At 70.7% G+C, this 22,729-nt stretch carries 18 protein-coding genes; 2 read left to right on the top strand and 16 right to left on the bottom strand.

Annotation, left to right across the window (positions count from 1 at the left end; all coding sequences use genetic code 11):
* Positions 1 to 42: 42 nt before the first annotated feature.
* The 7 genes from BEK98_RS17255 to galT form a co-directional block, all read right to left on the bottom strand.
* Positions 43 to 519 carry a hypothetical protein gene (locus BEK98_RS17255; protein WP_094217399.1) on the bottom strand — a complete coding sequence of 159 codons (477 nt, stop codon included), beginning with the start codon at positions 517 to 519 and terminating at the stop codon, positions 43 to 45.
* Positions 519 to 1,109 carry a hypothetical protein gene (locus BEK98_RS17250; protein WP_143684124.1) on the bottom strand — a complete coding sequence of 197 codons (591 nt, stop codon included), beginning with the start codon at positions 1,107 to 1,109 and terminating at the stop codon, positions 519 to 521. The genes BEK98_RS17255 and BEK98_RS17250 overlap by 1 nt, the downstream gene beginning before the upstream one ends.
* 47 nt (positions 1,110 to 1,156) lie before the next feature.
* Positions 1,157 to 3,334, bottom strand: coding sequence for a hypothetical protein (locus tag BEK98_RS17245; protein WP_094217397.1), 2,178 nt, complete (start codon positions 3,332 to 3,334; stop codon positions 1,157 to 1,159).
* 5 nt (positions 3,335 to 3,339) lie between these two features.
* Positions 3,340 to 3,786, bottom strand: coding sequence for a hypothetical protein (locus tag BEK98_RS17240; RefSeq protein ID WP_094217396.1), 447 nt, complete (start codon positions 3,784 to 3,786; stop codon positions 3,340 to 3,342).
* 181 nt (positions 3,787 to 3,967) lie between these two features.
* Positions 3,968 to 5,122, bottom strand: coding sequence for a galactokinase (gene galK, locus BEK98_RS17235; protein WP_094217395.1), 1,155 nt, complete (start codon positions 5,120 to 5,122; stop codon positions 3,968 to 3,970).
* Positions 5,122 to 6,093, bottom strand: coding sequence for a UDP-glucose 4-epimerase GalE (gene galE / locus BEK98_RS17230; protein WP_094217394.1), 972 nt, complete (start codon positions 6,091 to 6,093; stop codon positions 5,122 to 5,124). Before galE ends, galK begins: the two co-directional genes overlap by 1 nt.
* Complete coding sequence (gene galT / locus BEK98_RS17225) at positions 6,090 to 7,151, bottom strand: galactose-1-phosphate uridylyltransferase (RefSeq protein WP_094217393.1); 1,062 nt, start codon at positions 7,149 to 7,151, stop codon at positions 6,090 to 6,092. Before galT ends, galE begins: the two co-directional genes overlap by 4 nt.
* Before the next feature lie 196 nt (positions 7,152 to 7,347).
* On the opposite strand from galT, the gene BEK98_RS17220 reads away from it, so the two are divergent.
* A complete protein-coding gene (locus tag BEK98_RS17220; RefSeq protein WP_094217392.1) occupies positions 7,348 to 9,039 on the top strand; it encodes a sodium:solute symporter family protein in 1,692 nt (563 codons plus the stop codon).
* 21 nt (positions 9,040 to 9,060) lie between these two features.
* Complete coding sequence (locus BEK98_RS17215; RefSeq protein ID WP_094217391.1) at positions 9,061 to 9,411, top strand: hypothetical protein; 351 nt, start codon at positions 9,061 to 9,063, stop codon at positions 9,409 to 9,411.
* Between the two features lie 94 nt (positions 9,412 to 9,505).
* On the opposite strand, the gene BEK98_RS17210 is transcribed toward BEK98_RS17215, so the two are convergent.
* From BEK98_RS17210 to BEK98_RS17170, 9 genes are all read right to left on the bottom strand, one after another.
* Positions 9,506 to 10,198, bottom strand: a complete 693-nt coding sequence (locus BEK98_RS17210; protein WP_094217390.1) for a helix-turn-helix transcriptional regulator — start codon at positions 10,196 to 10,198, stop codon at positions 9,506 to 9,508.
* Positions 10,199 to 10,429: 231 nt separating this feature from the next.
* The gene (locus BEK98_RS17205) at positions 10,430 to 12,184 is read right to left on the bottom strand and encodes an outer membrane protein assembly factor BamB family protein (protein WP_094217389.1); all 1,755 of its coding nucleotides are present in this window, start codon (positions 12,182 to 12,184) and stop codon (positions 10,430 to 10,432) included.
* Positions 12,185 to 12,251: 67 nt separating this feature from the next.
* Positions 12,252 to 13,991 carry an outer membrane protein assembly factor BamB family protein gene (locus tag BEK98_RS17200; RefSeq protein WP_094217444.1) on the bottom strand — a complete coding sequence of 580 codons (1,740 nt, stop codon included), beginning with the start codon at positions 13,989 to 13,991 and terminating at the stop codon, positions 12,252 to 12,254.
* Positions 13,992 to 14,184: 193 nt separating this feature from the next.
* The gene (locus tag BEK98_RS17195) at positions 14,185 to 15,993 is read right to left on the bottom strand and encodes an ABC-F family ATP-binding cassette domain-containing protein (RefSeq protein ID WP_094217388.1); all 1,809 of its coding nucleotides are present in this window, start codon (positions 15,991 to 15,993) and stop codon (positions 14,185 to 14,187) included.
* 93 nt (positions 15,994 to 16,086) lie between these two features.
* A complete protein-coding gene (locus BEK98_RS17190) occupies positions 16,087 to 18,069 on the bottom strand; it encodes a sensor histidine kinase (RefSeq protein ID WP_094217387.1) in 1,983 nt (660 codons plus the stop codon).
* Between the two features lie 90 nt (positions 18,070 to 18,159).
* The gene (locus tag BEK98_RS17185; RefSeq protein ID WP_094217386.1) at positions 18,160 to 18,939 is read right to left on the bottom strand and encodes an MHYT domain-containing protein; all 780 of its coding nucleotides are present in this window, start codon (positions 18,937 to 18,939) and stop codon (positions 18,160 to 18,162) included.
* Positions 18,940 to 19,087: 148 nt separating this feature from the next.
* Positions 19,088 to 19,987, bottom strand: a complete 900-nt coding sequence (locus BEK98_RS17180; protein ID WP_094217385.1) for a 4-(cytidine 5'-diphospho)-2-C-methyl-D-erythritol kinase — start codon at positions 19,985 to 19,987, stop codon at positions 19,088 to 19,090.
* Positions 19,984 to 20,853: a 16S rRNA (adenine(1518)-N(6)/adenine(1519)-N(6))-dimethyltransferase RsmA gene (rsmA, locus tag BEK98_RS17175; RefSeq protein ID WP_094217384.1), complete on the bottom strand. Its 870-nt coding sequence runs from the start codon at positions 20,851 to 20,853 to the stop codon at positions 19,984 to 19,986. The genes BEK98_RS17180 and rsmA overlap by 4 nt, the downstream gene beginning before the upstream one ends.
* 396 nt (positions 20,854 to 21,249) lie before the next feature.
* On the bottom strand, positions 21,250 to 22,623 hold the full coding sequence (locus tag BEK98_RS17170; protein WP_094217383.1) for a resuscitation-promoting factor: 1,374 nt from the start codon (positions 22,621 to 22,623) through the stop codon (positions 21,250 to 21,252).
* Between the last annotated feature and the right edge of the window lie 106 nt (positions 22,624 to 22,729).

The following is a 22,729-nucleotide window of genomic DNA, read 5'->3' as shown; positions in this document are numbered from 1 at the left end:
TCACGGAGTACACGCTGACGAAGCGGCTGGGGTGACGAAGGGTCACTCCGCCGGAGGGGGCGGCGGAGGTGGCGAGGGCGGGGGCGGGTAGGGCGGCCGGGGCGGGATCCTGCGCGCCGGCGGGCCCACCGGTGGCGGCGGCTGGGGTTCCATCGAGCGGCGGGGGCGGGGGGCCGGCGGCCGGGGGGTGAGGGGCGGTGCCGGGGCCGGCGGTGGCGGCGGGGGCAACGACGGTTCGTCGTCCGCCAGCACCGGGCCGCCCGCCCGCAGCCGCTCGATGGTCTGCTCCGCCCGGCGGCGGGCCCGGGGGTCGTCGTCGCGCCGGAAGAGCAGCCGCAGGGTGACGGGGCCGCGATACCCGAGCAGCACATAACCCGCGCCGCGGAGCTGCTCGGTGGAGATCAGCACGTACCCGAGCGCGTGCGCGATCGCCTCGGCCCGGGCCTTCACCGACACGGCGCCCTGGATCTCGACGTGCCCCCGGCCGTCGAAGCGGGAACGTATCTCGTCGTCGTTCATCACTGGTCCTTGTAGCGGGGCAGTTCCGCGGGAAAGTCGCGGGGAGCCTTGCACTCGGCCAGTTTGTAGGCGTGCTGGGAAAGTTGGTAGGCGAAGTCGGTCAGAGCCTGCCGCAACGGCACGCCCGTGGCCTTGGCGCTTCCGTAGACCCGGGTCTCGCCGATGACCGCGTAGGGCTCGGAGGCGTTGTGGGAAGGGACGGCGGGAGGTACACAGGGCACGTACACCGACGCCGTGTCCGTACCGGGATCGATCTGAGCCAGACCTTCTATGTCGCCCACGGAGACGTGGATGATCCGATGCCGGGCTCCGGACCCCCGATAGTTGTCGAGCCATTGCTGCTGGGAGACGGACTGGACCCGCGCCTCCCCGGAGAGGGACACGTCATCGCTGGTGGTGACGTGACACCAGAAAGACAGGTCGTCCCCCGCGCCCTGGCTGTCGGAGCCGCTGTCGGCCGATTGCGCCCGGGGCAGCACCTGCTTGACCATGTCCCGTTTGAGGGTGCCTTCACACATCTTGTCCGGGAGCAGATAGAGGCCTTTGTTCAGGAAGAGCCACCCAGCGCCGCAGAAGAGTCCGAGAGCCACGAAGAACAGAAGGATGACTCTCGTTCGGCTCGTCTGTGACTTTTCCACTAGGGCCGCTCCTTCGTATTGCTCAAGTACTCACTGCTCTGGTCCCAGCCCACGTTGACGGAATTGCGGATGAGGTCGTCGGCGTCGTCCTTGGGCAGGTTCACATGGTGCCGAGCGAGCGCGTCCTCGGTCGACCACTGTGTCTGCTGGTTGACGGAATCCCGCATCGCATACAGGTCCTTGGCGCTCGCGTACAACCCCTGGTCCTTGGCGCCGTGCATCTGCTGGCCTTCGATCAGACGGTCGACGGCCCCGCCGGCAACGGCACCGGCCGCGCCCCCGACCACGGACCCCATGACCTCTCCGCCGAGATGCTCGGGGAGCTTGAGGCCGGTCAAACCGATGTTGACCCAGGTCTTGGCGGCGTCCCCCTTCTGCTTCAGGGCGTCGTTGTAGTCCGACTCTCCGTCGACGGCGGCCTTGACTTCGCCGTCCGCCACGGAATGCCCGACGATGCCCTCGATGATGCCCGCGTTCCTGCCGATGTCCTGGAGCACGTGCTCACGGGAGCCGTGGAACAGGGAAGGGTCGGAAAGGTGTGATTCGAGGAGGCTGCCGGTGTAGATGCTCTCGCCGTAAATGATCCCGGCCCGGCCCGCCGGGTCGGCGGATGTCGCGGAAAGGAACCTCACCACATCGGGGACGTGCTTTCCCTGGAAAGCACCGGGATCCTCACTGTTCGTGAGGAAGGCGGAGCCCGAGTTGGGACCGGCCAGGGCCTGGCTGATCTCCGGCATATAGGAAGCCGACATGTCCCCGAAGCTCTCGCCCAGCCCCTTGGTCACCAGGTCCGCGCCCCCGTCGGGATCGGCCACCGCCTGCATGATGTTGCCCATGATCTTGACCTGGTCCGCGCTGTGCGGCGGGGCCATGGAGGAGGTGTCGCCGTTGGCGACCCCGGTGACCGCGGCCTCCAGGGCGTGCCCGAGGGACTCTCCGCGGTCCGTGTACTTGGTGGTGCCGAGCATGTGGTCCAGGTCCGCCTTGGACTCGAATGCGTGCTCGGCCGCCTCGGGGTTGTGGGAGAGGCCGTCGAACAGTCCCTCCAGCGGGTCCCGGCCGTTGCCGTCGCCGAAGACGAGGTCCGTCGCGTCGTAGCCCTTGACCCACAGGTCGTCGGTGTTCGACTCTCCCGCTCCCCTGTCCTGCTTGAACAGCTTCTGGCGGTAGTCGTCGAGGAACTCGGTGTCGTACTGGCCCTGGCGCATGAGGCTGCTGATGACCTGGGAGCCGAGGGCGCCGATCGGGCTGGGCGACTTGTCGGCGCGGAAGTTGGTGTTGGTCTCGGCGAGGAGGTCCTTCTTCCAGTCCTTCATCGCGTCCGAGTCCGAGAAGGACGCCGTGGCCAGCGTCATGCTCAGGTTGCTCTGCAGGTCCTTCATCGTGTCGAGTTCCGAGCCCCGCGCGCCGGCGTGGGTGTAGCTCATCTCGGTCCAGAACTGGAGCGTCTTCTTGGGCCCCAGGCGGGTCGCGAACTGCTCGGCGAACAGGGGGTCGTCGTGGTACTGCCCCATCGTGCGGTTGAAGGCGGCGATGTCGTCGAGGCTCATGTCGTCCGGGTTCTCGGCCATCTTCGCCAGCTTCTCCGCGGCGGCGACGGCCTTGGCCGCCTCGTCCCGGTCGGCGTAGGAGGCGTCGGCGAAGCCGTACTTGGCCTGGTCGACCAGGAGCCTCAGGACCTTCGCGGCGCTGGTGTCGCTCTCCGTCGCCTTGGACAGGATGCCCTGGATCTCGTCGCGGAAGGCGTCGACCACCTTCTGGTCCGTCACGCCGGTGTTTCCGCTGGGGTCGGACGCCCAGTCGGGCCGGGTGTTCCCGGCGACGGTGAACGTGCCGCAGCCGGTGTCGACCACGGTCAGGTTCTGCTCCGAGGCCCGCCTGATCGCGTCGTTCAGCTGGGTGCGGTAGCCGATGAGTTCGCCGCGTGTGTCGCTGAGGATCTTGGTGATGGAGTCGGCCTGGGTGTGCGCGTCGGCGAACTCGGCGGCGGTCTTGTCGATGAACTCGCGGGTGACGGTGGCGTTCACCCCCGCCCACTTGGCCGTGTCGGCCTTGGCCTTGAGGTTGTTCTCGGCGTCCTTCTGCAGGTCGGCGAGTTTCCTCGTCATCTGTTCCCAGTCGGTGACCGCTTCACCGAGCTTGGCGAAGTTTCCGTGGCGCAGAGCGTCGAGGTCCATCGGCGTCAGTGGCCCTTCCGGTCGTCGAAGCCCTCGTCGAGCGTGGCGATGCTGCTGACCGTGCCGGCGATGTAGGAGTCGTCGGCTGCGTGCTGGTTCTGGGTGGAGCGGAGGTGGTTGGAGATGTGGGCGCAGGCGTCCAGCAGGGTCTTGGTCTGCTCGTTCCAGCGCTGCGTCACATGGTCCAGCGCGTCTCCCAGGGCGAAACCCTCGCCCTTGAGTCCGCCCGCGGCCGCCTCGGAGGCCACGCGCGCGTGGCCGCTGTAGGTGGTGAAGTCGTTGAACAGGTCATGGGCCGCCTTGCCGACCGCCTCCAGGTCCTTGTGCCCCACTACGAGGTCTCCCTGGGTGCCGCCGCCTCCCTGGTCGGCCGGGTACTGGTTGAGCTGCATCCGGGTGGAATGCCGGTCGGCCGCCGTGGTCTTCAGCTGTTCCCACTCGTCCCACGCCATAGGTGTTCTCCCCCGTGTCTCCTGGTGCACCGGCGCTGCGGTGATGGCCATGTACATTACCGGCCACTCCCAAGTGCCCTGCGGGGGCTCGGCAGTTCGGCCGGGGCCGGGGAACGACGACACCGGCCCCGTACACGTCGATCGCGTACGGGGCCGGTGTGGGCCGCGGGAACCGATGCCGTCAGTTCACCCGCCGCGCCCCCGCCGAAGGCACCGCCTCGAAGACACGCGGGGCCGTGAAACCGGCCACGGCGAAGGCCTCCTCGACCGCCTTGGTGAGGGTGTCCACGTCGTTGGCCTCCGCGAGGACGATCGCCGAGCCGCCGAAGCCGCCGCCGGTCATACGGGCGCCGAGCGCGCCGTTCGCGAGGGCGGTGTCGACGACCAGGTCCAGCTCCGGGCATGAGATGCGGAAGTCGTCGCGGAGGGAGGCGTGGCCCTCGGTGAGGACCGGGCCGATGGCGCGGGTCTCGCCGGCGCGGAGGAGGGCCACCACGCGCTCCACCCGCTGGTCCTCGGTGACGACGTGCCGGACCAGGCGGACGACCTCCTCCTCGTCGCCGAGGCGGGCGAGAGCCGCGTCGAGGTCGGCGTAGGCGACGTCGCGCAGGGCGTCCACGCCGAGCAGGGCCGCGCCCTTCTCGCAGCCGGCCCGGCGCTTGCCGTACTCGCCGCCGCTGTGGGCGTGCTTGACCTGCGTGTCGACCACCAGCAGGCGCAGGCCCTCGGCCGCGAGGTCGAAGGGGATCTGCTGCTGGGACAGGTCGCGGGTGTCGAGGAACAGGGCGTGCCCGGACTCGCAGCAGGCCGAGGCCGTCTGGTCCATGATCCCGGTCGGCGCGCCGACGTAGACGTTCTCGGCGCGCTGGCACAGGCGGGCCAGCTGCCAGCGCTGCAGACCGAGGTCGTACAGGTCGCCCAGCGCGAGCGCGATCACGACCTCCAGGGACGCGGAGGAGGACAGGCCGGCGCCGGTCGGGACCGTGGAGGACAGGTGGATGTCCGCGCCGGTGATCTCGTGGCCCGCCTGGCGCAGCGCCCAGACCACGCCCGCCGGGTACGCCGTCCAGTTCTCGTCGCTCTGCGGGGCGAGCGCGTCCAGCCGCAGCTCCACGATCCCGCCCTCGACGTCCGCCGAGTGCAGGCGCAGGACGCCGTCGGTGCGGCGGGAGACCGCCGCGGTGGCCTGGTGCGGCAACGCGAAGGGCATCACGAAGCCGTCGTTGTAGTCGGTGTGCTCGCCGATGAGGTTGACCCGGCCGGGCGCCGCCCAGACGCCCTCCGGCTCGGCGCCGTACAGCTCGGCGAAGCGCTCCCGGACCTGCTGTGCCCCCACTACTGCTCCCTTGCAGACTTCTCGATGTGCCGCGTGAACTCCCACGCGTCCGCGACGATCCCCGCGAGGTCCGCGCGGGACGGGTTCCAGCCCAGCTTCTCGCGGGCCGTGTCCGCCGAGGCGACCAGGACCGCCGGGTCCCCGCCGCGGCGCGGTGCGACCACCTCGGGGATCGGGTGACCGGTGACCTTGCGGACGGTGTCGATGACCTCGCGGACGGAGAAGCCGCTGCCGTTGCCGAGGTTGCAGATCAGGTGCTCGCCCGGCTGCGCTGCCGTCAGGGCCAGCAGGTGGGCCTCCGCCAGGTCCGCGACGTGGATGTAGTCGCGGACGCAGGTGCCGTCGGGGGTCGCGTAGTCGTCGCCGTAGATCGAGATCGCGTCGCGGCGGCCCTGGGCCACCTGGAGGACCAGCGGGATCAGGTGCGACTCGGGGTCGTGGCGCTCGCCGTACGCCCCGTAGGCGCCGGCCACGTTGAAGTAGCGCAGGGACACCGCGGCCAGGCCGTGGGCGTTCGCCTCGCTGGTGATCATGTGGTCGACGGCGAGCTTGGTGGCGCCGTAGGGGTTGGTCGGCTTCGTCGGGGCGCTCTCCACGATCGGGACCTGCTCCGGCTCGCCGTAGGTGGCCGCCGTGGAGGAGAAGACCAGCTTGCGGACGCCCGCCTCGCGCATCGCGCCGAGCAGGGCCATGGAGCCGGCCACGTTGTTGTCCCAGTACTTCTCGGGCTTCACCACCGACTCGCCGACCTGCGAGGAGGCGGCGAAGTGCAGCACGCCGTCGTAGGAGGCGTCGAGCCACTTGGCGGCGTCGCGGATGTCGCCCTCGACGAAGGCGGCACCGGCGGGCACGCCCTCGCGGAAACCCGTGGAGAGGTTGTCGAGGACGGTGACCTCGTGGCCGGCCTCCAGCAGGTGCTGGGCGACCACGCTGCCGACGTACCCCGCCCCACCCGTCACCAGGTACTTCATGAACTCGCTACCTCTCGCAGTCGCTCGGCCGCGCGCTCCGGCGGCACGTCGTTGATGAACACGCTCATGCCGGACTCGGAACCCGCGAGAAACTTCAGCTTGCCGGAAGTGCGGCGGATGGTGAAAAGCTCGAGGTGGAGCGCGAAATCGTCCCGCGTCACACCGTCGAACTCCTCCAGCGCGCCGAACGGGGCCTGGTGCCAGGCCGCGATGTAGGGCGTGGGGGGCTCACCTTCGCCGAAGATCCGGTCGAAGCGCCTCAAGAGTTCCAGATAGATCTGGGGGAATTCTGTGCGTGCCGCCTCGTCGAGCGCGAGCAGATCGGGGACGCGGCGCTTCGGGTACAGGTGGACCTCGTACGGCCAGTGCGCCGCATAGGGCACGAAGGCCACCCAGTGTTCACCCTCAAGGACGACCCGCTCCCCGGCGAGTTCCTGTTCCACGATGGCGTCGAACAGGTTCTCCCCGCCGGTCGCCTCCTTGTGGGCGGCGAGCGAGCGGAGCATCAGCGCGGTGCGGGGCGTGGTGAAGGGGTAGGCGTAGATCTGACCGTGCGGGTGTCCGAGGGTCACGCCGATCTCTTCACCCCGGTTCTCGAAACAGAACACCTGCTCGACGGAGGGCAGATGCGACAGCTCCGAGGTGCGGTCCGTCCAGGCGTCCAGCACCAGGCGGGCCTGCTCCTCGGTGAGGTCGGCGAAGGAGGCGTCGTGGTCGGAGGTGAAGCAGACGACCTCGCAGCGGCCGGAGTCGCCGGCCAGCGAGGGGAAGCGGTTCTCGAAGACGACGGCGTCGTACGAGGAGTCCGGGATCTCGCTCAGCCGCTCGCCCTGCGTGGGGCACAGCGGGCACTCGTCGGCCGGCGGATGGTAGGTGCGGCCCTGCCGGTGGGAGGCGATCGCCACCGAGTCGCCGAGCAGCACATCGCGGCGGACCTCGGACGTGGTGATCGTACGGTCCAGCGGGCGGCGGTCGACGGCGTCCCGCACGGTGTCGTCCCGAAGGTCGTAGTAGATCAGCTCACGACCGTCGGCCAGCAGGGTCGAGGTCTTCTTCACGCCGGACTCCTTGTTCAGCCCACCAGGGGTGTGTCCCGCACCCAATCACTCAACACAATCAAACATAACAGACCACAACCCGACAACACCCTGGACCATCACAATCAAACAAAGGACATCAACAGAAGTGTTCAATTGCTGAACGCGGAGGCATAGGTTCCGCCCTGGATCAGTTCACGCGACGAAGCGAGTTCTCATGCAAACCCCCACATATGCCCCCACAGAACTGGCGGCGGAGCTACGGCTCCCCACGAACGGGCTGGACTACACGATCCTGGCGATCTACTTCGTCGTCGTCCTCGGCATCGGCTTCGCGGCCCGCCGCTCGGTGAAGACCAGCCTCGACTTCTTCCTCTCCGGACGCTCGCTGCCCGCCTGGATCACCGGCCTCGCCTTCATCTCCGCGAACCTGGCGGCCACGGAGATCCTGGGCATGGCCGCGAACAGCGCCCAGTACGGCGCGTACACCGTGCACTGGTACTGGATCGGCGCCATCCCCGCCATGGTCTTCCTGGGCCTCGTGATGATGCCCTTCTACTACGGCAGCAAGGTCCGCTCGGTCCCCGAGTTCCTGCTGCTGCGCTTCGACCGGGGCGCCCACCTGCTCAGTTCGATCCTGTTCGCCTTCGCGGCCATCCTGATCGCCGGTGTCAACCTGTACGCCCTCGCGATCGTCGTCGAGGCCCTGCTCGGCTGGCCGCAGTGGGTGGCCATCGTGGTCGCCGGCGCCTTCGTGCTCGCGTACATCACGCTGGGCGGCCTGTCCTCGGCGATCTACAACGAGGTCCTGCAGTTCTTCGTGATCCTCGCCGCCCTCATCCCGATCACCGTCCTCGGCCTGAAGAAGGTCGGCGGCTGGAGCGGCCTGACCGACAAGCTCACCGCCACCCACGGCCCGGACTTCACCACCGCCTGGGGCGGCACCGGCATCGGCAGCACCAACCCGCTGGGCGCCAACTGGCTCACCATCGTCCTCGGCCTCGGCTTCGTGCTCTCCTTCGGCTACTGGACGACCAACTTCGCCGAGGTGCAGCGCGCGCTGTCCGCGAAGAACCTCTCCGCCTCCCAGCGCACCCCGCTGATCGCCGCCTACCCGAAGATCTTCATCGTCTTCCTGGTGATGATCCCGGGCCTGGTCGCCGCCGCGCTCATCCCGCACTTCGGCACCCCCGCCTCCGGCTACCAGTACAACGACGCCATCCCCTTCCTGATGCAGGAGCTGCTGCCCAACGGTGTGCTCGGCATCGCGGTCACCGGCCTGCTCGCCGCGTTCATGGCCGGCATGGCCGCCAACGTGTCGTCGTTCAACACGGTGTTCACCAACGACATCTGGGGCCGCTACGTCGTGCGCGGCCGCGAGGACTCGTACTACGTCCGCTTCGGCCGGCTGATCACCGCGGTCGGCGTCGTCGCCTCCATCGGCACGGCGTTCCTGGCCTCGTCGTTCTCGAACATCATGGCCTACCTGCAGACGCTGTTCTCCTTCTTCAACGTGCCGATGTTCGTCGTCTTCATCGTCGGCATGTTCTGGAAGCGCGCGTCCGCCAAGTCCGGCTTCTGGGGGCTGCTCGCCGGCACCGTCACCGCGATGGTCAACTACTTCGTCTTCTACAAGAAGGGCATCATCGCGATCCCCTCCGACCAGGGCGCCAACTTCGTCTCCGCGATCGCGGGCTTCGTCGCCGGCGCGGTCGTCATGTTCGCCGTGTCCCTGTTCACCAGCCCGAAGCCGGCCGAGGAACTGCGGGGCCTGGTCTACGGCACCCGCTCCCCCGGCATGGCCGAACCACCCGCCCCCGGCGACGAGGCCTGGTACCGCAAGCCGGCCCTGCTGGGCTGGGGCGCGGTCGTCCTGGCCGCCGCCTGCTACATCCCGTTCTCGTTCTGACCGCGGGAGGATGAGGAAACCATGAGCGAGCACTCTCGCCGTCACGAGCACGAGCACTTCCACTACTCCGAGGAGGACGTCCAGCGGGAAGTCACCGAGCTGGAGGGCAAGTCCGCGACCGCGGCCCGCATCTTCGACCTGCGCCGCATCATCGGCGGCCTCTTCGTGCTCTACGGCGTCATCGTCACCATCACCGGCATCACCGACTCCCAGGCCGAGATCGACAAGGCCCAGGGCATCAACATCAACCTGTGGACCGGCATCGGCATGCTGCTCCTGGGCATCTTCTTCCTGGCCTGGCTGAAGCTCCGCCCCACTCCGCCGTCCCTTCCTCCGGAGGGGTTGCCGGAGGAGAAGGAGAATAAGGAGTAGCCCACGTAGCTGCGGGCAGTCGTGCCGCTGGGGCGGCACGGGTGGGCGCAGCGGCACCCGGCCGGCGCCGGTGAGCGCGTCCACCCCCGCCCGGCTACAGTTCCGGCCCCGCCGAATCCATCAGCGGGCCCGCACGGTCCAGCAACCCCGTGCGCGCAGCCAACGCCGCCGCCTCCAAACGAGAACCCACGCCCAGTTTCATCAGCACCCGCTGCACATGGGTACGCGCTGTGCTCGGTGCGATGCCCATGCCGGCCGCGATCAGGCGGGTGTCCTCCCCGTCGGCGACTCTGACCAGCACCTCCACCTCCCGCGGCGTCAGCATCTGCAGCAGCCGCTGCCCCTCGTCGTCGGGCTGGGCCGCAGGGTTCAGCAGCTCACCGAAGGCACCCTGCAGCAGCTGCGGCGCCACCGCCGCCTCCCCCGCCCGGGCCTTCATGATGGCCCGCTCGACGCCCTCGATGCGCTCATCGTGCCGTACATAGCCGGAGGCCCCCGCCGCGAAGGCCGCCGCGATACCTCGCGGCGAGGGCACCGGACCCAGCACCAGCACCGCCACCTGCGGACGGTCCCGCTTGATCTTCACCACCGGGTCGAAGGCCCCCGGCTCGGCCGGCCCCGCCGTCCCCAGCAGGCACACCTCCGGCGCCCGCGCGATCACCAGATCCGCCGCGCCCGCGACCGGCGCCGCCGCCGCCAGCACCCGGTGCCCGCGCAGCTTCAGCGCCGACGCCAACGCCTCCGCGAGCAGGCGATGGTCGTCGACGACCATGAGCCGCACTCCCATAGAGCAACCCCCCAGTCCCCCTTATGGATGCCCCACTATGGACGCCCACCGGTCCACCACGACAGAGGGCCCCCCGGCTCCGCTGCCTTCATGCCCCCGGAAGCTACACGCTTGTTCGACGTCGCGCTGCCCCTATGAAGGAGAAGTGCCCCGGATCGACGAAATCCGGGGCACTCCCTGGTAATACCTGGCATTCACCCCGGGCGCTCTGAAGCGCTCGGGGGCGTGCGATCAGCCGCCCGCGCCGAACGCGAGCAGCAGATACTCCTTGCCGTACGACACCTTGTGCGCGTACACGGCCGACATGAACAGCCGGCCCTGCCCGTACAGGATCTCCGCGGAGTCCGGGAGCAACGTGGACTCCGCCTGCCGCGCGTCCCCCGCGGCCGGGTTCTCCAGCAGCTCGGTCGCCTTGAAGGAGCCGCCGTCGATGCTGACGACCTGGCCGCCCTTGTCGTACGGCGGCTGCTTGTAGGCGAGCAGGTTGGCGCCGTCCATGCGCAGCGGGGTGATCGTGTAGCCGTCGCCGGCCTCGGCGCGCTGGCCGGTCTGCTTGCCGGTGGCCAGGTCGAAGGCGACGATCTCGTTGGTCTTGCTGGACTGGCCCGTGCCGTCGTGCTCCTCGGTCGGCACGTACAGCTTGCCGGCCCCCGCGACGACCTCCTTGCAGTCCTCGACGCGGCTGATGCCGTCGCAGCGGCCGGCGTAGGTGTCGCCGGGCGCGGAGATACGGGTGAGCAGCTTGCCGGTCTTGTTGTCGATGGAGAAGTAGTCCGAGATGCCGCTGCCGTCGCCCGCGCTGTCGCCGACGTCGGCGGCCACCACCAGCGGGTCGGTCGAGACGACGCTGGCGTACTCGATGCCCGTGGCCATCTTGTAGTCGGAGATCACCTTCCCGGAGGTCGGGTCGATGGTCTGGATGTGCAGCTCACGGCTGCCGTAGCTGCCGCACTTGCGCACCGCGACCAGCTTGGCGCCGCCGCCGTACCCGGCGTCGTAGCAGGAGTCCGTCGGCTTCGGCTGCCACAGCGACTTGCCGGAGTCGATGTCGAACGCGGCACCGCCGCTGGTGCTGCCGACCGCGACGGTGTGCTGAGAGACCGTCACGTTCTCCAGGTTGACCACGGAGTCGCCGGCCTTGACCGTCTTCGTCCACAGCTTGGTGCCCTTGGTGAGGTCGACGGCCGCGACCTGGCTGCATCCCGCGAAGGAGTTCTTCGCGGGCATCTTCGGCTGGAAGACGATCGCCGTTCTGCCGTCCGCGGTGGCGTGCTTGCTGGCCGTGCACACCGGGCCGGGCAGCTTCAGCGTCCACAGCTTGGTGCCCTTGGCGGGGTCGTAGCCGACGATCTCCGCGATCCCGCTCTTGGCGTACACCGTGTCGGTCAGCCAGGAGCCGGCGGTGACCACGGAGTCGTTCGTCTTGGGCAGCGGGACCTGGAAGAGGATCTTGGCGGCGGGGTTCGCCGGCACCTTCTCCTTGCCGCCCCCGGACGTGCCCCCGGAGCCGTCCTTGCCGCCCGTGCCCCCGCTGGAGCTAGCGTTGTCGTCCTTCTTGCCGTCGTCCCCGGAGGACTTGGCGTACCAGACCCCGCCGCCGACGATCAGACCGATCACGACGAGCGCCGCGACGATGATGACGAGCGCGGTGTTGTTCCTCCCGCCGCCGGGCTGCGCGGGCTGCGGCGACATCGGCACGGTGGGAGCGCCCGGGTAGCCGTAACCCTGCTGCGGGACCGGCTGGGTGTACGGGTTCTGCTGCGCGCCGGGGTAGCCGTAGCCGGGCTGGGGCGGCTGCGGGGGCTGGGGTGCCTGCGGGGCCTGGGGGTATCCGTAGCCGGGCTGGGGGGCCTGGGGCGGCTGGGGTGCCTGGGGATAGCCGTATCCGGGCTGAGGCTGAGGTGCCGGGGGCTGGGGCGGGCCGAAACCGCCCTGCTGCGGGGGCTGCTGAGGCGGTTGATTCGGCGGAGGCGGCGGCTGGGTCATGACGGAGATACCTCGGTGAAGCGCTCGGGGCCGGACGGCGGAAGGAGGACGGGAGACGGGCCGGGACTCACTTGCCGAAGGCCATCATCAGCTTCTCCTTCGAGTCGTCGTTGCCGGACAACCGGGTGGAGGAGATGAAGAAACGCCCGTCGGCCCAGTCGACGGCGCCGTCGAAGAAGGTGTCCTCGATCTCCGCGGTGCCCGCCGGGTTCTGCAGCAACCTGGTCGTGGTGTGCGAGCCGCCGGTGGTCGGGATCGACACGATCTGGCCGCCCGCCTCGTACGACGGATGCACATACGCGATCAGCTTGCCGCCCTCGGTCTTCACCGGGGACATCGACTCGTCCGCGGGGGACTTGACGCGCCACTTCTCCTTGCCGTCGGCCAGGCTGACGGCGACGATCTCGTTGGCGCCGCTGGTGGTGTCGGTGGGCAGGTAGAGCGTGTCGGCGTCGACGGCGACGCCCTGGCAGCCCTGCAGGTCGCGTTCGAGGACCGCCCAGCCGCAGCGCGGGGCGAACTTCTCGTTCACCTTGACCTCCGAGCGGAACTTGCCGCTCTTGGTGAAGGTGGAGATGTTCCAGGCCTTCTTGCTCTCGTTGGTCAGATACACCACGAGCGGGTCGAGGGAATAGGTCCGCGCGACCGTCCAGCCCTTCTTGACCGGCTGCGTCCACCTGACCTTGCCGCTGGCCGGGTCGAGTTCCTGGATCTCGTCGTGCGCGTTGCTGCCGCCGGCGCCGCAGGAGGCCACCTGGACCAGCCGGCCCGTGCCGCCCGCGAACGCGGTCGGGAAGCAGCTCGTGCCGTACTTCTTCTTGTCGTACAGCTTGTGGCCGGTCTCCAGGTCGTACGCCGTGCCCGACTGCGAGCGGCCCACCATCAGCGTCTTTCCGCTGATGGTCAGTTCGATGCTGATCGCGCTGTCGAACAGCTCGCCGTCGGCGACCTCGCCGCTCCAGCCCTTCTTGCCGGTGTTCAGGTCGATCTGCTGGATCTGGTTGCACTTGGCGCGGTCGCTGACACCGCTCATGTACGCCACGACGATCTTGTCGTCGGCGGACTTCTGTGAGGTGACCGCGCAGATCTTCTGCGGGAAGGTGATCGGGTCCCAGCTCGGGTCGCCGTTGCCGACGTTGTAGGCGACGAGCTGCTTGTACGCCGCCTTGACCGCCGTCTTGCCGGTGATCCACATGCCCGGTGCGTCGGCACCGGAACCGGGGGCGTCGGGTGCGGTCTTGTACCAGAGCACCTTCGCCTCGCCGGGCTTGCGGCCCGCGTTGAGGTTCTCCGGGTCCGCACCGCCGTCGCCGCTGCCGTCACCGGGGTTGACCGGCGCGCCGGAGGACTGCTTGCCGTCGTCGCTCTTCTGGGCGACCGGCTTCTTGTCACCGCCGTCGCCGCTCGTGACCGCGTAGACGGTGCCGCCGATGACGGCCAGCGCGGCCACCGCGGCAGCGACGATCAGCGCCGTCCTCCCCTTGGACGCCGGCTTCCCGGGCCCGGTGCCGGGCGCGCCCGGGAACTGGGGCGGCTGCTGCGGATATCCGTAGCCGGGCTGGGGCTGCGGAGCGTACGCGTTCGGCTGGCCGTACGGTCCCGGCTGCTGGCCGTAGGGGCCCGGCTGGGCGGGCTGGCCGTACGGGCCGGGCTGCTGGGGGTAGCCGTACCCCGGCTGCGGCGGGGTCTGCGGAGGCCCCTGCGGAGGCGGCGGGTTCTGCGGTGCGCCGAAGGAGCCGCCGGTCGGCGGCTGGTCCTGCGGCGGTCCGAAGCCGCCCTGCGGCGGCTGGTTGGGCGGCTGAGCCATCAGCGCGTTCCCCCGTTCGATCACTGATTTTTAGCCACGCCCTGAGGTTCGTGATGACCCAGAGTCGTACTCAGAAAGTTCTCAGACGGCTCTTTCTATCACTCACAACTGACAAGGCACGGGGCCGGTTCAACCCCTGTTCCCAAGGGAGGACCGGCCCGTGATGCCCTCGTTATGCGCCTTCACGCGCCCTTCACGCGTCTTCTGCGAGTTCCAGCCAGCGCAGCTCCAGTTCCTCGCGCTCCACGGCCAGATCGCGCAACTGGGCGTCCAGTTCGGCGACCTTCGCGAAGTCGGTGGCGTTCTCGGCGATCTGGGCGTGCAGCTTGGACTCCTTCTCGGAGACCTTGTCCAACTGGCGCTCGATCCGCTGGAGTTCCTTCTTGGCGGCGCGCTGGTCGGCGGCGCTCTTCTCCGTCGCGTCCGCCTTGGGCGCCACGGCGGCGGCCTGCGCGGCGACCGCCTCCTCCATCCGCCGGCGCCGCTCCAGGTACTCGTCGATGCCGCGCGGCAGCATGCGCAGGGTGCCGTCGCCGAGGAGGGCGAACACCCGGTCCGTGGTGCGCTCCACGAAGAACCGGTCGTGGGAGATGACGATCATCGAGCCGGGCCAGCCGTCGAGGACGTCCTCCAGCTGGGTGAGGGTCTCGATGTCGAGGTCGTTGGTGGGCTCGTCGAGGAAGAGGACGTTGGGCTCGTCCATGAGCAGGCGCAGCAGCTGGAGGCGGCGCCGCTCGCCACCGGAGAGGTCACCGACCGGCGTCCACTGCTTCTCCTTGTTGAAGCCGAACGTCTCGCACAGCTGCCCGGCGGTCATCTCGCGGCCCTTGCCGAGGTCGACGCGCTCCCGGACCCGCTGCACGGCCTCCAGGACCCGCAGGGCCGGGTCGAGTTCGGCGACCTCCTGGGAGAGATAGGCGAGCTTCACGGTCTTGCCGACGGCGATGCGGCCGCCGGCGGGCTGCTCCTCCCCCTCGGTCCGCGCCGCCTCGGCCATGGCCCGCAGCAGCGAGGTCTTGCCGGCGCCGTTGACGCCGACGAGGCCGATGCGGTCGCCGGGGCCGAGCTGCCAGGTGACGTGCTTGAGCAGCACCTTGGGCCCGGCCTGCACGGTGATGTCCTCGAGGTCGAAGACCGTCTTGCCGAGCCGGGAGGAGGCGAACTTCATCAGCTCGCTGCTGTCCCGGGGCGGCGGCACGTCCGCGATCAGCTCGTTGGCGGCCTCGACCCTGAAGCGCGGCTTGGAGGTACGCGCGGGCGCCCCGCGGCGCAGCCAGGCCAGCTCCTTGCGGACGAGGTTCTGCCGCTTGGTCTCCTCGGTGGCGGCGATCCGCTCGCGCTCCGCGCGCGCGAAGACGTAGTCGGAGTAGCCGCCCTCGTACTCGAAGACGTCGCCGCGCTGCACGTCCCACATGCGGGTGCAGACCTGGTCGAGGAACCACCGGTCGTGCGTCACGCACACCAGCGCCGAGCGGCGGTTCTGCAGGTGCCGGGCGAGCCAGGCGATGCCCTCGACGTCGAGGTGGTTGGTGGGCTCGTCGAGGACGATCAGGTCCTGTTCCTCGATGAGCAGCTTGGCGAGCGCGATCCGGCGCCGCTCGCCACCGGACAGCGGCCCGATGACGGTGTCGAGCCCCTTCGGGAAGCCGGGCAGGTCGAGCCCGCCGAACAGCCCGGTCAGCACGTCCCTGACCTTGGCGTTGCCGGCCCACTCGTGGTCGGCCATGTCGCCGATGACCTCGTGGCGGACGGTGGCGGCGGGGTCGAGGGAGTCGTGCTGGGTGAGCACACCGAGGCGCAGCCCTCCGGAGTGGGTGACACGTCCGGTGTCGGACTCCTCCAGCTTGGCGAGCATCCGGATGAGCGTGGTCTTGCCGTCGCCGTTGCGGCCCACCACACCGATCCGGTCGCCCTCGGACACGCCGAGCGAGACGCCGTCCAGCAGGGCACGGGTGCCGTACACCTTGCTGACGTTCTCGACATTGACCAGGTTGACGGCCATTTCACTCCTGCCAAGGGGGACGGATCGACCTTCAAGCGTAGTCGGCGGTGGCCGCGCCCCTTCCCGCCGCTGGTCAGCGGCCCCCGGGGACGGTCATCCCGTGCCGGGAAGCAGACCGGCCGCCGGTGCCAGGCCCCGCGTCCGGCCGGCCGTCGCGGCGGGGACGCCGTCCCGGGTCAGGCTCTCCGGGATCAGCACGGCCGCGGTGACGCCGCCGTTCGGCGAGGGGCGCAGCTCCACCCGCAGTCCCTGGCGCTCACGCAGCCGGTTGACCACGAACAGGCCGATCTGCTTGGCGTCGAGCAGGTCGACCGTGCCCGACTGGATCTTGCGGTTGGCCTCGGCCATCGCCTCCTCGTTCATGCCGAAGCCGCTGTCCTCGACCTCCACGAGCACCCCGTCCCGGAGCTGCGCGGCGCGCAGCTGCACCTTGGTGCTGGGCGGGGAGAAGGCGGCCGCGTTCTCGACCAGCTCGGCGAGCAGATGGATCACGTCGGCGACCGAGCCGCCGGCCACCGAGACCTGCGGCACGGCCCAGATCTGCACCCGGGTCGCGCTCTCGATCTCGGCGACGGCGGCCCGCAGCACGTCCGCCAGCGGGACCGGGTCCCGCCAGCCGCGCCCGGGCGCGATGCCGGACAGGATCAGCAGGCTCTCGGAGTGGCGCCGCATGCGCGTGGCGAGGTAGTCGACGCGGTACAGGTCCTGCAGCTCCGCGGGGTCGTGCTGGCGCCGCTGCATGCCGTCGAGCAGGTCGAGCTGCCGGTGCAGCAGCACCTGGCTGCGGCGCGCGAGGCTGACGTACACGCCGGAGATGCCGCTGAGCAGTTCGGCGCGTTCGGAGGCGGCCTTGAGGGCGGCCCGCTGTACGGCGGTCAGGGCGGTGCCGACCTGGGCCAGCTCGTCGCCGACCAGGCGGCGCATGGGTGCCTCCGCGTCGATGTCGACGCCCTGCCCGGCGTGCAGCTTGCGCATGGCCTGCGGGAGCCGGCGGCCGGCCACCTCCAGGGCGTCGTTGCGCAGGTCGAGGAGTTCGACGATGAGGCCGCGGCCGACGAGCACGGAGACGAGCAGCGACAGCAGGACGCCGACCAGACCGAGGACGACGGCGACACCGGACGCGCCGAGCGTGCTCCAGCCGAACGGGTCGGCCTGGGCGGTGGCCCGGGTACCGGCGCCCTCCTCGGCGGCCGTGAGGCCCTTGAGCACGGTGGCGGCCGAGGTGTCCCAGCCGGACAGCGCGGTCGCCGACACGGCGGTCGTGCCGGGCCCGGCCGCGCCGACCCGGTCCTCGACCGCGGCCAGCCTCTTGTAGGCGGCGCTGTGCAGGACCTTGTCGTACGCCGCCTGGTGCGCGGCCTTCAGGTCGGCGACCGCCGGCTCCAGCAGCTCCTGCCGGGTCGCCGCTGCGCCCACGAACCGCGTGTACTGCGCCGGCGTCAGCTGCCCGGCCGCGCTTCCGGCGGCGAGCAGTGCCTGTTCCCGGGCCACCGCCTCGCGCGCGCGGGAGAGTTCGAGCACCACGCGCGCCTGGGAGGCGGAGTCGGTGCCCTTCTCGCCGGTGAGCGCCCCGGTGACGGCGAAGGCGTGCTCGATGACGGAGCCGTAGGCGGTGTAGGCCGCGGCGGCCTTGCCCTTCTGCTGGGTCTGCGCGCGCACCGTCGCCAGCCGGTCGGCGTCGGCGGACAGCCGCTCGATGCGGGCGGGGAGCGCGGAGTTGAGCAGGGCGGCGTCGGAGGCGGAGGCGTTGATCCCGTCTGCGAGCGCGGTCGTCGCCCGGTCGGTGGCGGCGCCGGCGGTCTTCAGCGCGGCGGCGGAGTGCGCGTCGGGCCGGACGGCGTACCGGGTGGCGGCGGTCCGCTCGGCCTGCAGCGCGGTGACGAAGTCGGCCACGGGGGCGAGGAGTTCGGCGTTGACGTCCTTGGCCCGCTCGGTGTCGCCGATCCCGGCGACGGTCGTCACCGCGGCGTAGGCCCACAGCGCCATGAGGGACACCACGGGCAGCATCAGCAGGGCGACGATCTTCGCGCGGACCGATCTGGGGCGGAGTCTTTCGGAGGTGCGACGCACACGCATGGGGGACCTCGTTCAGGGAGGAGCACGCCCGGGAACCGGGGGCTCGTGGACTCTGGTTCCCGGGCGGGTCGGGGGTGTTGAGGGGGACGGTCAGGCCGTCGTGAGTTCGACCTCGCGCAGCAGCTCGGCGGCGACGGCCGACTCGTGGCGCTTGCCGGTCGGGGACAGGGCGACGTAGGCGGAGGTCAGGAAGAGGAACGAGCCGAGCAGCACGGCGAGCGGGAAGAGGAACTCGGTGGCCGTGGCCCCGGCCAACTCGGCGTTGCTGGGCGCGAGATGGACGGTGACGGCGTACATCGCGGTGTAGTGCATGCTGCTGACCGCGAGCCCCATGACGAGCGCGGCGAGCGCGGCCAGGACGGGGCCGCGCACGATGAGCGAGAGCGTGAGCGCGGCGGTCGCCGCGGCGACGGCGATGGCGACGGAGGCGATGACGAGCAGCGGGTCGTAGCCGACGGAGCCGTGCAGGTTGAGCGCGGCCATGCCGGTGTAGTGCATCGCGGCGACGCCGAGCCCGGTGCCGAGGCCGCCGAGGACGACCGCCGTCACGCGGGAGCGGCCGTATCCGGCGGTGAACACACCGGCGCTGACGACGGCGATCGCCATGACCAGGCTGAGCACGGTCATCGGGACGTCGTAGCGGATGGGCGTGCCCTCCACGGAGAAGCCCATCATCGCGACGAAGTGCATGGTCCAGATGCCGGACCCGATGGCGAAGGAGGCGAGGGTCAGCCAGTTCCGTTTGGAGGCGCCCGTCGCCTCCAGTGCCCTGACGGTGCAGCGCAGTCCCAGGGCCGAGCCGACGCAGGCCATCGCGTAGGACAGGACGGGGGTGACCCATCCGGCGCTGAAGTGGTCCATGTGCCCCATGGAAGCTTCCTCTCTACCGCCGGTAACCAGGACCGGGGACGGCTGATCATGCCAGCCGTCGCCATGGATCAGAGGGGCACGAAAGGGATCATGGCGGAAATGATGAACATTAAATTACTGTGAAGTAGGTAACACCCGGCCCGTATATCTATGCAGGCAGTACGGTCGCGCCGGGCGCGGGCGCCGCTGCCGTGCGCACCGTGCGACAGGTGCCGGAGGCCTCGAGAGCCTCGGCGATCTTCGACGCCGACTCGGGATCGCGGGCGAGGAACGCCGTGGTCGGGCCCGAGCCGGAGACGAGCGCGGTCAGCGCGCCCGCGCCGCGCCCCACCGCGAGGGTGTCGGCAAGCTCCGGGAAGAGGGAGAGCGCGGCGGGCTGGAGATCGTTGGAGACCGCGGCCGCGAGCGCGTCGGGGTCGCCCTTGGCGAGCGCGTCGATGAGGTCGGGCGAGGCCACCGGCTCGGGAATGGCACGCCCCTCGGCGAGACGGTCGAACTCACGGAAGACGGCCGGGGTGGACAGCCCGCGCTCGGCCATCGCGAACACCCAGTGGAAGGTGCCGCCGACCTCCAGGGCGGTCAGCCGCTCACCGCGCCCGACGCCGAGGGCCGCGCCCCCGACCAGGCTGAACGGCACATCGCTGCCCAGGTCGGCGCAGATGGCGAGGAGTTCGGCGCGGGAGGCGCCGGCGCCCCAGAGCGTGTTGCAGGCGAGCAGCGCACCCGCGCCGTCCGCGCTGCCGCCCGCCATACCGCCCGCGACCGGGATGTCCTTGGCGATGTGGATGTGCACGGCCGGCTCGACGCCCCGGCGTTCGGCGAGCGCGACGGCCGCGCGCGCGGCGAGGTTGGTGCCGTCCAGAGGGACCTGGGCGGCGTCCGGACCCTCGCAGGTGACGCGCAGCTCGTCCGCCGGCGTGACGGTGACCTCGTCGTACAGGCCGACCGCGAGGAACACGTTGGCCAGGTCGTGGAAGCCGTCGGGGCGGGCGGCGCCCACCGCGAGCTGGACGTTGACCTTCGCCGGTACCCGTACCGTCACGCTCACGCGCCCGCCTCTTTCTGCTCGGCGATCCGGACGAACTCCTCCACCGTCAGCGACTCCCCGCGCGCCTGCGGCGAGACCCCGGCCGCGACCAGCGCCGCCTCGGCGGCCGGGGCGGACCCGGCCCAGCCGGCCAGCGCCGCCCGCAGGGTCTTCCTCCGCTGCGCGAACGCCGCGTCGACGACCGCGAAGACCTCCTTCTTGGAGGCCGTCGTCCTGATCGGCTCGGCTCGCCGGACCAGCGAGACCAGCCCGCTGTCGACGTTCGGCGCGGGCCAGAAGACATTGCGCCCGATGGCGCCGGCCCGCTTCACCTCGGCGTACCAGTTGGCCTTCACGGACGGGACGCCGTACACCTTGTTGCCGGGTGCGGCGGCCAGCCGGTCGGCGACCTCGGACTGCACCATCACGAGCGTCCGCTCGATGCTCGGGAAGGTGTCGAGCATGTGCAGCAGCACCGGTACGGCCACGTTGTAGGGCAGGTTCGCCACCAGGGCCGTCGGGGCGGGGCCGGGCAGCTCGGTGACGTGCATCGCGTCGGAGTGGACCAGCGCGAACCGGTCGGCGCGCTCCGGCATGCGCGCGGCGACGGTCGCGGGCAGCGCGCCGGCCAGGACGTCGTCGATCTCGACGGCGGTGACCCGGTCGGCGACCTCCAGCAGCGCGAGGGTGAGGGAGCCGAGCCCCGGGCCGACCTCGACGACTACGTCGTCGGGGCGGACATCGGCGGTACGGACGATACGTCGGACCGTGTTGGCGTCGATCACGAAGTTCTGGCCGCGCTGCTTGGTGGGGCGGACACCGAGCGCTGCCGCGAGCTCACGGATGTCGGCGGGGCCGAGGAGGGCGTCGGGGGTGGGGCTGCTCACGGGACAAGGGTACGGGGGTGTGGGTGCGGGGGTTGCCAGGTGGCCTGTGCTGCAGCGAGGTCACGGGGTTGTCAGGTGCCCGGTGCTGCAGCGATTGCCGGGGCGCCCGGTGCTGCAGCTGGGCGGGGGTGGGTCGCGCGGCCCGGCGCTGACGGGGTGCCGCTGCGCCCACCCGTGCCGCCTGGGGGTCCCCCCAGGCCCTTAAGGCACTGGGGGAGGCACGACTGCCCGCAGCTGCGCAGGCATGACGGCCGCTGCCGGGTGGGCGCCGCCCCAGCGGCACGACTGCCCGCAGCTACGGGCGGTGCGTATGCGGCCGACGGGGCTGCAACTCCCTAGGGGCGCGGGGAACTGCGCGACCAGCCCCCACGCACCCGCAGCCGAAGAACGGCCCACTCACCTGTGCAACCGCGCCCCGCAATGCGGCCAAGGGCTCGCCCCCCGGCGTACGTACAGCTTCTTCGCGCGGAACGTCTGCTCCTCCGCCGACGCGTCCTGCGGACGCCCGCTGCCGCCGAGGCTGTGCCAGGTGTACGTGTCGAACTGGTACAGCCCGCCGTACGTCCCCGACGGGTCCACCGCGTGCGGGCGGCCGCCGGACTCGCAGACGGCCAGACCCTGCCAGTTGAGATGGTCCGCGCCGTGCACGGACGGCGGCCGGGGCTTGGTGCCCACCTTCACCAGCTGGCTGCGCGGCTCCCGCACCACCTCGTACCTCTCCCGGCGTGGCTTCTCCCGGACGCCGTTGACGGTGCGCAGAAAGTAGGTGATCCGCCGCAGCCCGGGCTGTCCGGGCCGTTCGACGACCTCGGTGCCCTGGAAGAGGGAGGGGTCCTCGGTCCGCTCCACCTCGAAGGGGATCTGCTCCTCGCGCACCTCCCTGGTGCCGGTCACCCGCAGCACGGTCACCGTCTGCCCGTCGCGCGGGAAGCTTCCGGGCGGCACGGAGGTGGTGTCCTGGCCGTGCAGGGTGACACCGGCCTCCTCGACGACCTCGCGGACGGTGGCCGCGTTGGTGCGGATGGTGCGGGTGCGGCCGTCCGCCATGATCGTGACGGCGCGCTCGGTGCGCACGTCGAGCGCGAGCCCGGCACGTCCGATGTTCCGGGAGCGCGAAGCCGACAGGTACGCACCCTCCGCGCGCACCCCCAGCTCCCTGAGCGCCCCGTCCACCGTGCGCGCCGTCGTCCACACCTCGCGCCGCTCGCCGTCGAGGGTGAGCCGTACGGGGCGCCCGTAGCGCACCGCGATCTCGTCGCCGCTGGCGAGCGCCTCGCCGGGGCGGGGCGCGACCAGGTCGTGCGTCCCGACGCGCACGCCCTCCTCGGCCAGCAGGTCCGACACGTTGTCGGCGAAGGTGTGCAGGGTGCGCTGTTCGCCGTCGACGCTCAGCTCGACCGCCTTGTCCTCGGCGACGAAGGCGGTGGTGCCGCCGGCGAGGAAGGCGACGACCAGCGCCTGCGGCAGCAGACGGCGTACGGCGGACTCCGGGCGCTCGGCGGAGCGCGCCCTGCGCCGGCGCACCGCACGCCCGCCCGCCGCCGCGGGCGCGCCGGACTCCGGGACCACCGGATCGGGCACGCGGGACTCGCTCGCCACGCCCGCCATCTGCCGCGGCAGCGGCAGCACCGGCTCGGTGACGAAGTACGCGTCGGCCTCGTAGGCGGGCCGGTAGGTGTCCTCGTACGTCCCGTAGGGCAGCGTCTCCGCGGTGTGTACGGAGGCGTCAGGGCCGTACGGGTCGTACGTCTCGTACTGCGACTTGCTCACGCCGACACGCTCCAGGGGAGCCAGAGGGGTCCGGATCGGGCCCCCAGAACCTAGCGGAGCGGATGTCACTGTCCAAAGCGACGCGACTACGTACTGTTGCGCGCCG

Source organism: Streptomyces diastatochromogenes (assembly GCF_002242805.1).
Taxonomy (GTDB): domain Bacteria; phylum Actinomycetota; class Actinomycetes; order Streptomycetales; family Streptomycetaceae; genus Streptomyces; species Streptomyces diastatochromogenes.
Note: the sequence above shows the minus strand (reverse complement) of the source record. Positions and strands in the feature narration are given on the sequence as shown.

Coding starts and splice junctions, on each gene's coding strand:
- BEK98_RS17210 (WP_094217390.1), bottom strand. CDS start 10,198: ATGGGAGTGCGGCTCATGGTCGTCGACGACCATCGCCTGCTCGCGGAG.
- galE (WP_094217394.1), bottom strand. CDS start 6,093: ATGAAGTACCTGGTGACGGGTGGGGCGGGGTACGTCGGCAGCGTGGTC.
- BEK98_RS17215 (WP_094217391.1), top strand. CDS start 9,061: ATGAGCGAGCACTCTCGCCGTCACGAGCACGAGCACTTCCACTACTCC.
- BEK98_RS17185 (WP_094217386.1), bottom strand. CDS start 18,939: ATGGGGCACATGGACCACTTCAGCGCCGGATGGGTCACCCCCGTCCTG.
- BEK98_RS17190 (WP_094217387.1), bottom strand. CDS start 18,069: ATGCGTGTGCGTCGCACCTCCGAAAGACTCCGCCCCAGATCGGTCCGC.
- BEK98_RS17205 (WP_094217389.1), bottom strand. CDS start 12,184: ATGACCCAGCCGCCGCCTCCGCCGAATCAACCGCCTCAGCAGCCCCCG.
- BEK98_RS17195 (WP_094217388.1), bottom strand. CDS start 15,993: ATGGCCGTCAACCTGGTCAATGTCGAGAACGTCAGCAAGGTGTACGGC.
- BEK98_RS17240 (WP_094217396.1), bottom strand. CDS start 3,786: ATGGCGTGGGACGAGTGGGAACAGCTGAAGACCACGGCGGCCGACCGG.
- BEK98_RS17200 (WP_094217444.1), bottom strand. CDS start 13,991: ATGGCTCAGCCGCCCAACCAGCCGCCGCAGGGCGGCTTCGGACCGCCG.
- BEK98_RS17255 (WP_094217399.1), bottom strand. CDS start 519: ATGAACGACGACGAGATACGTTCCCGCTTCGACGGCCGGGGGCACGTC.
- BEK98_RS17220 (WP_094217392.1), top strand. CDS start 7,348: ATGCAAACCCCCACATATGCCCCCACAGAACTGGCGGCGGAGCTACGG.
- BEK98_RS17245 (WP_094217397.1), bottom strand. CDS start 3,334: ATGGACCTCGACGCTCTGCGCCACGGAAACTTCGCCAAGCTCGGTGAA.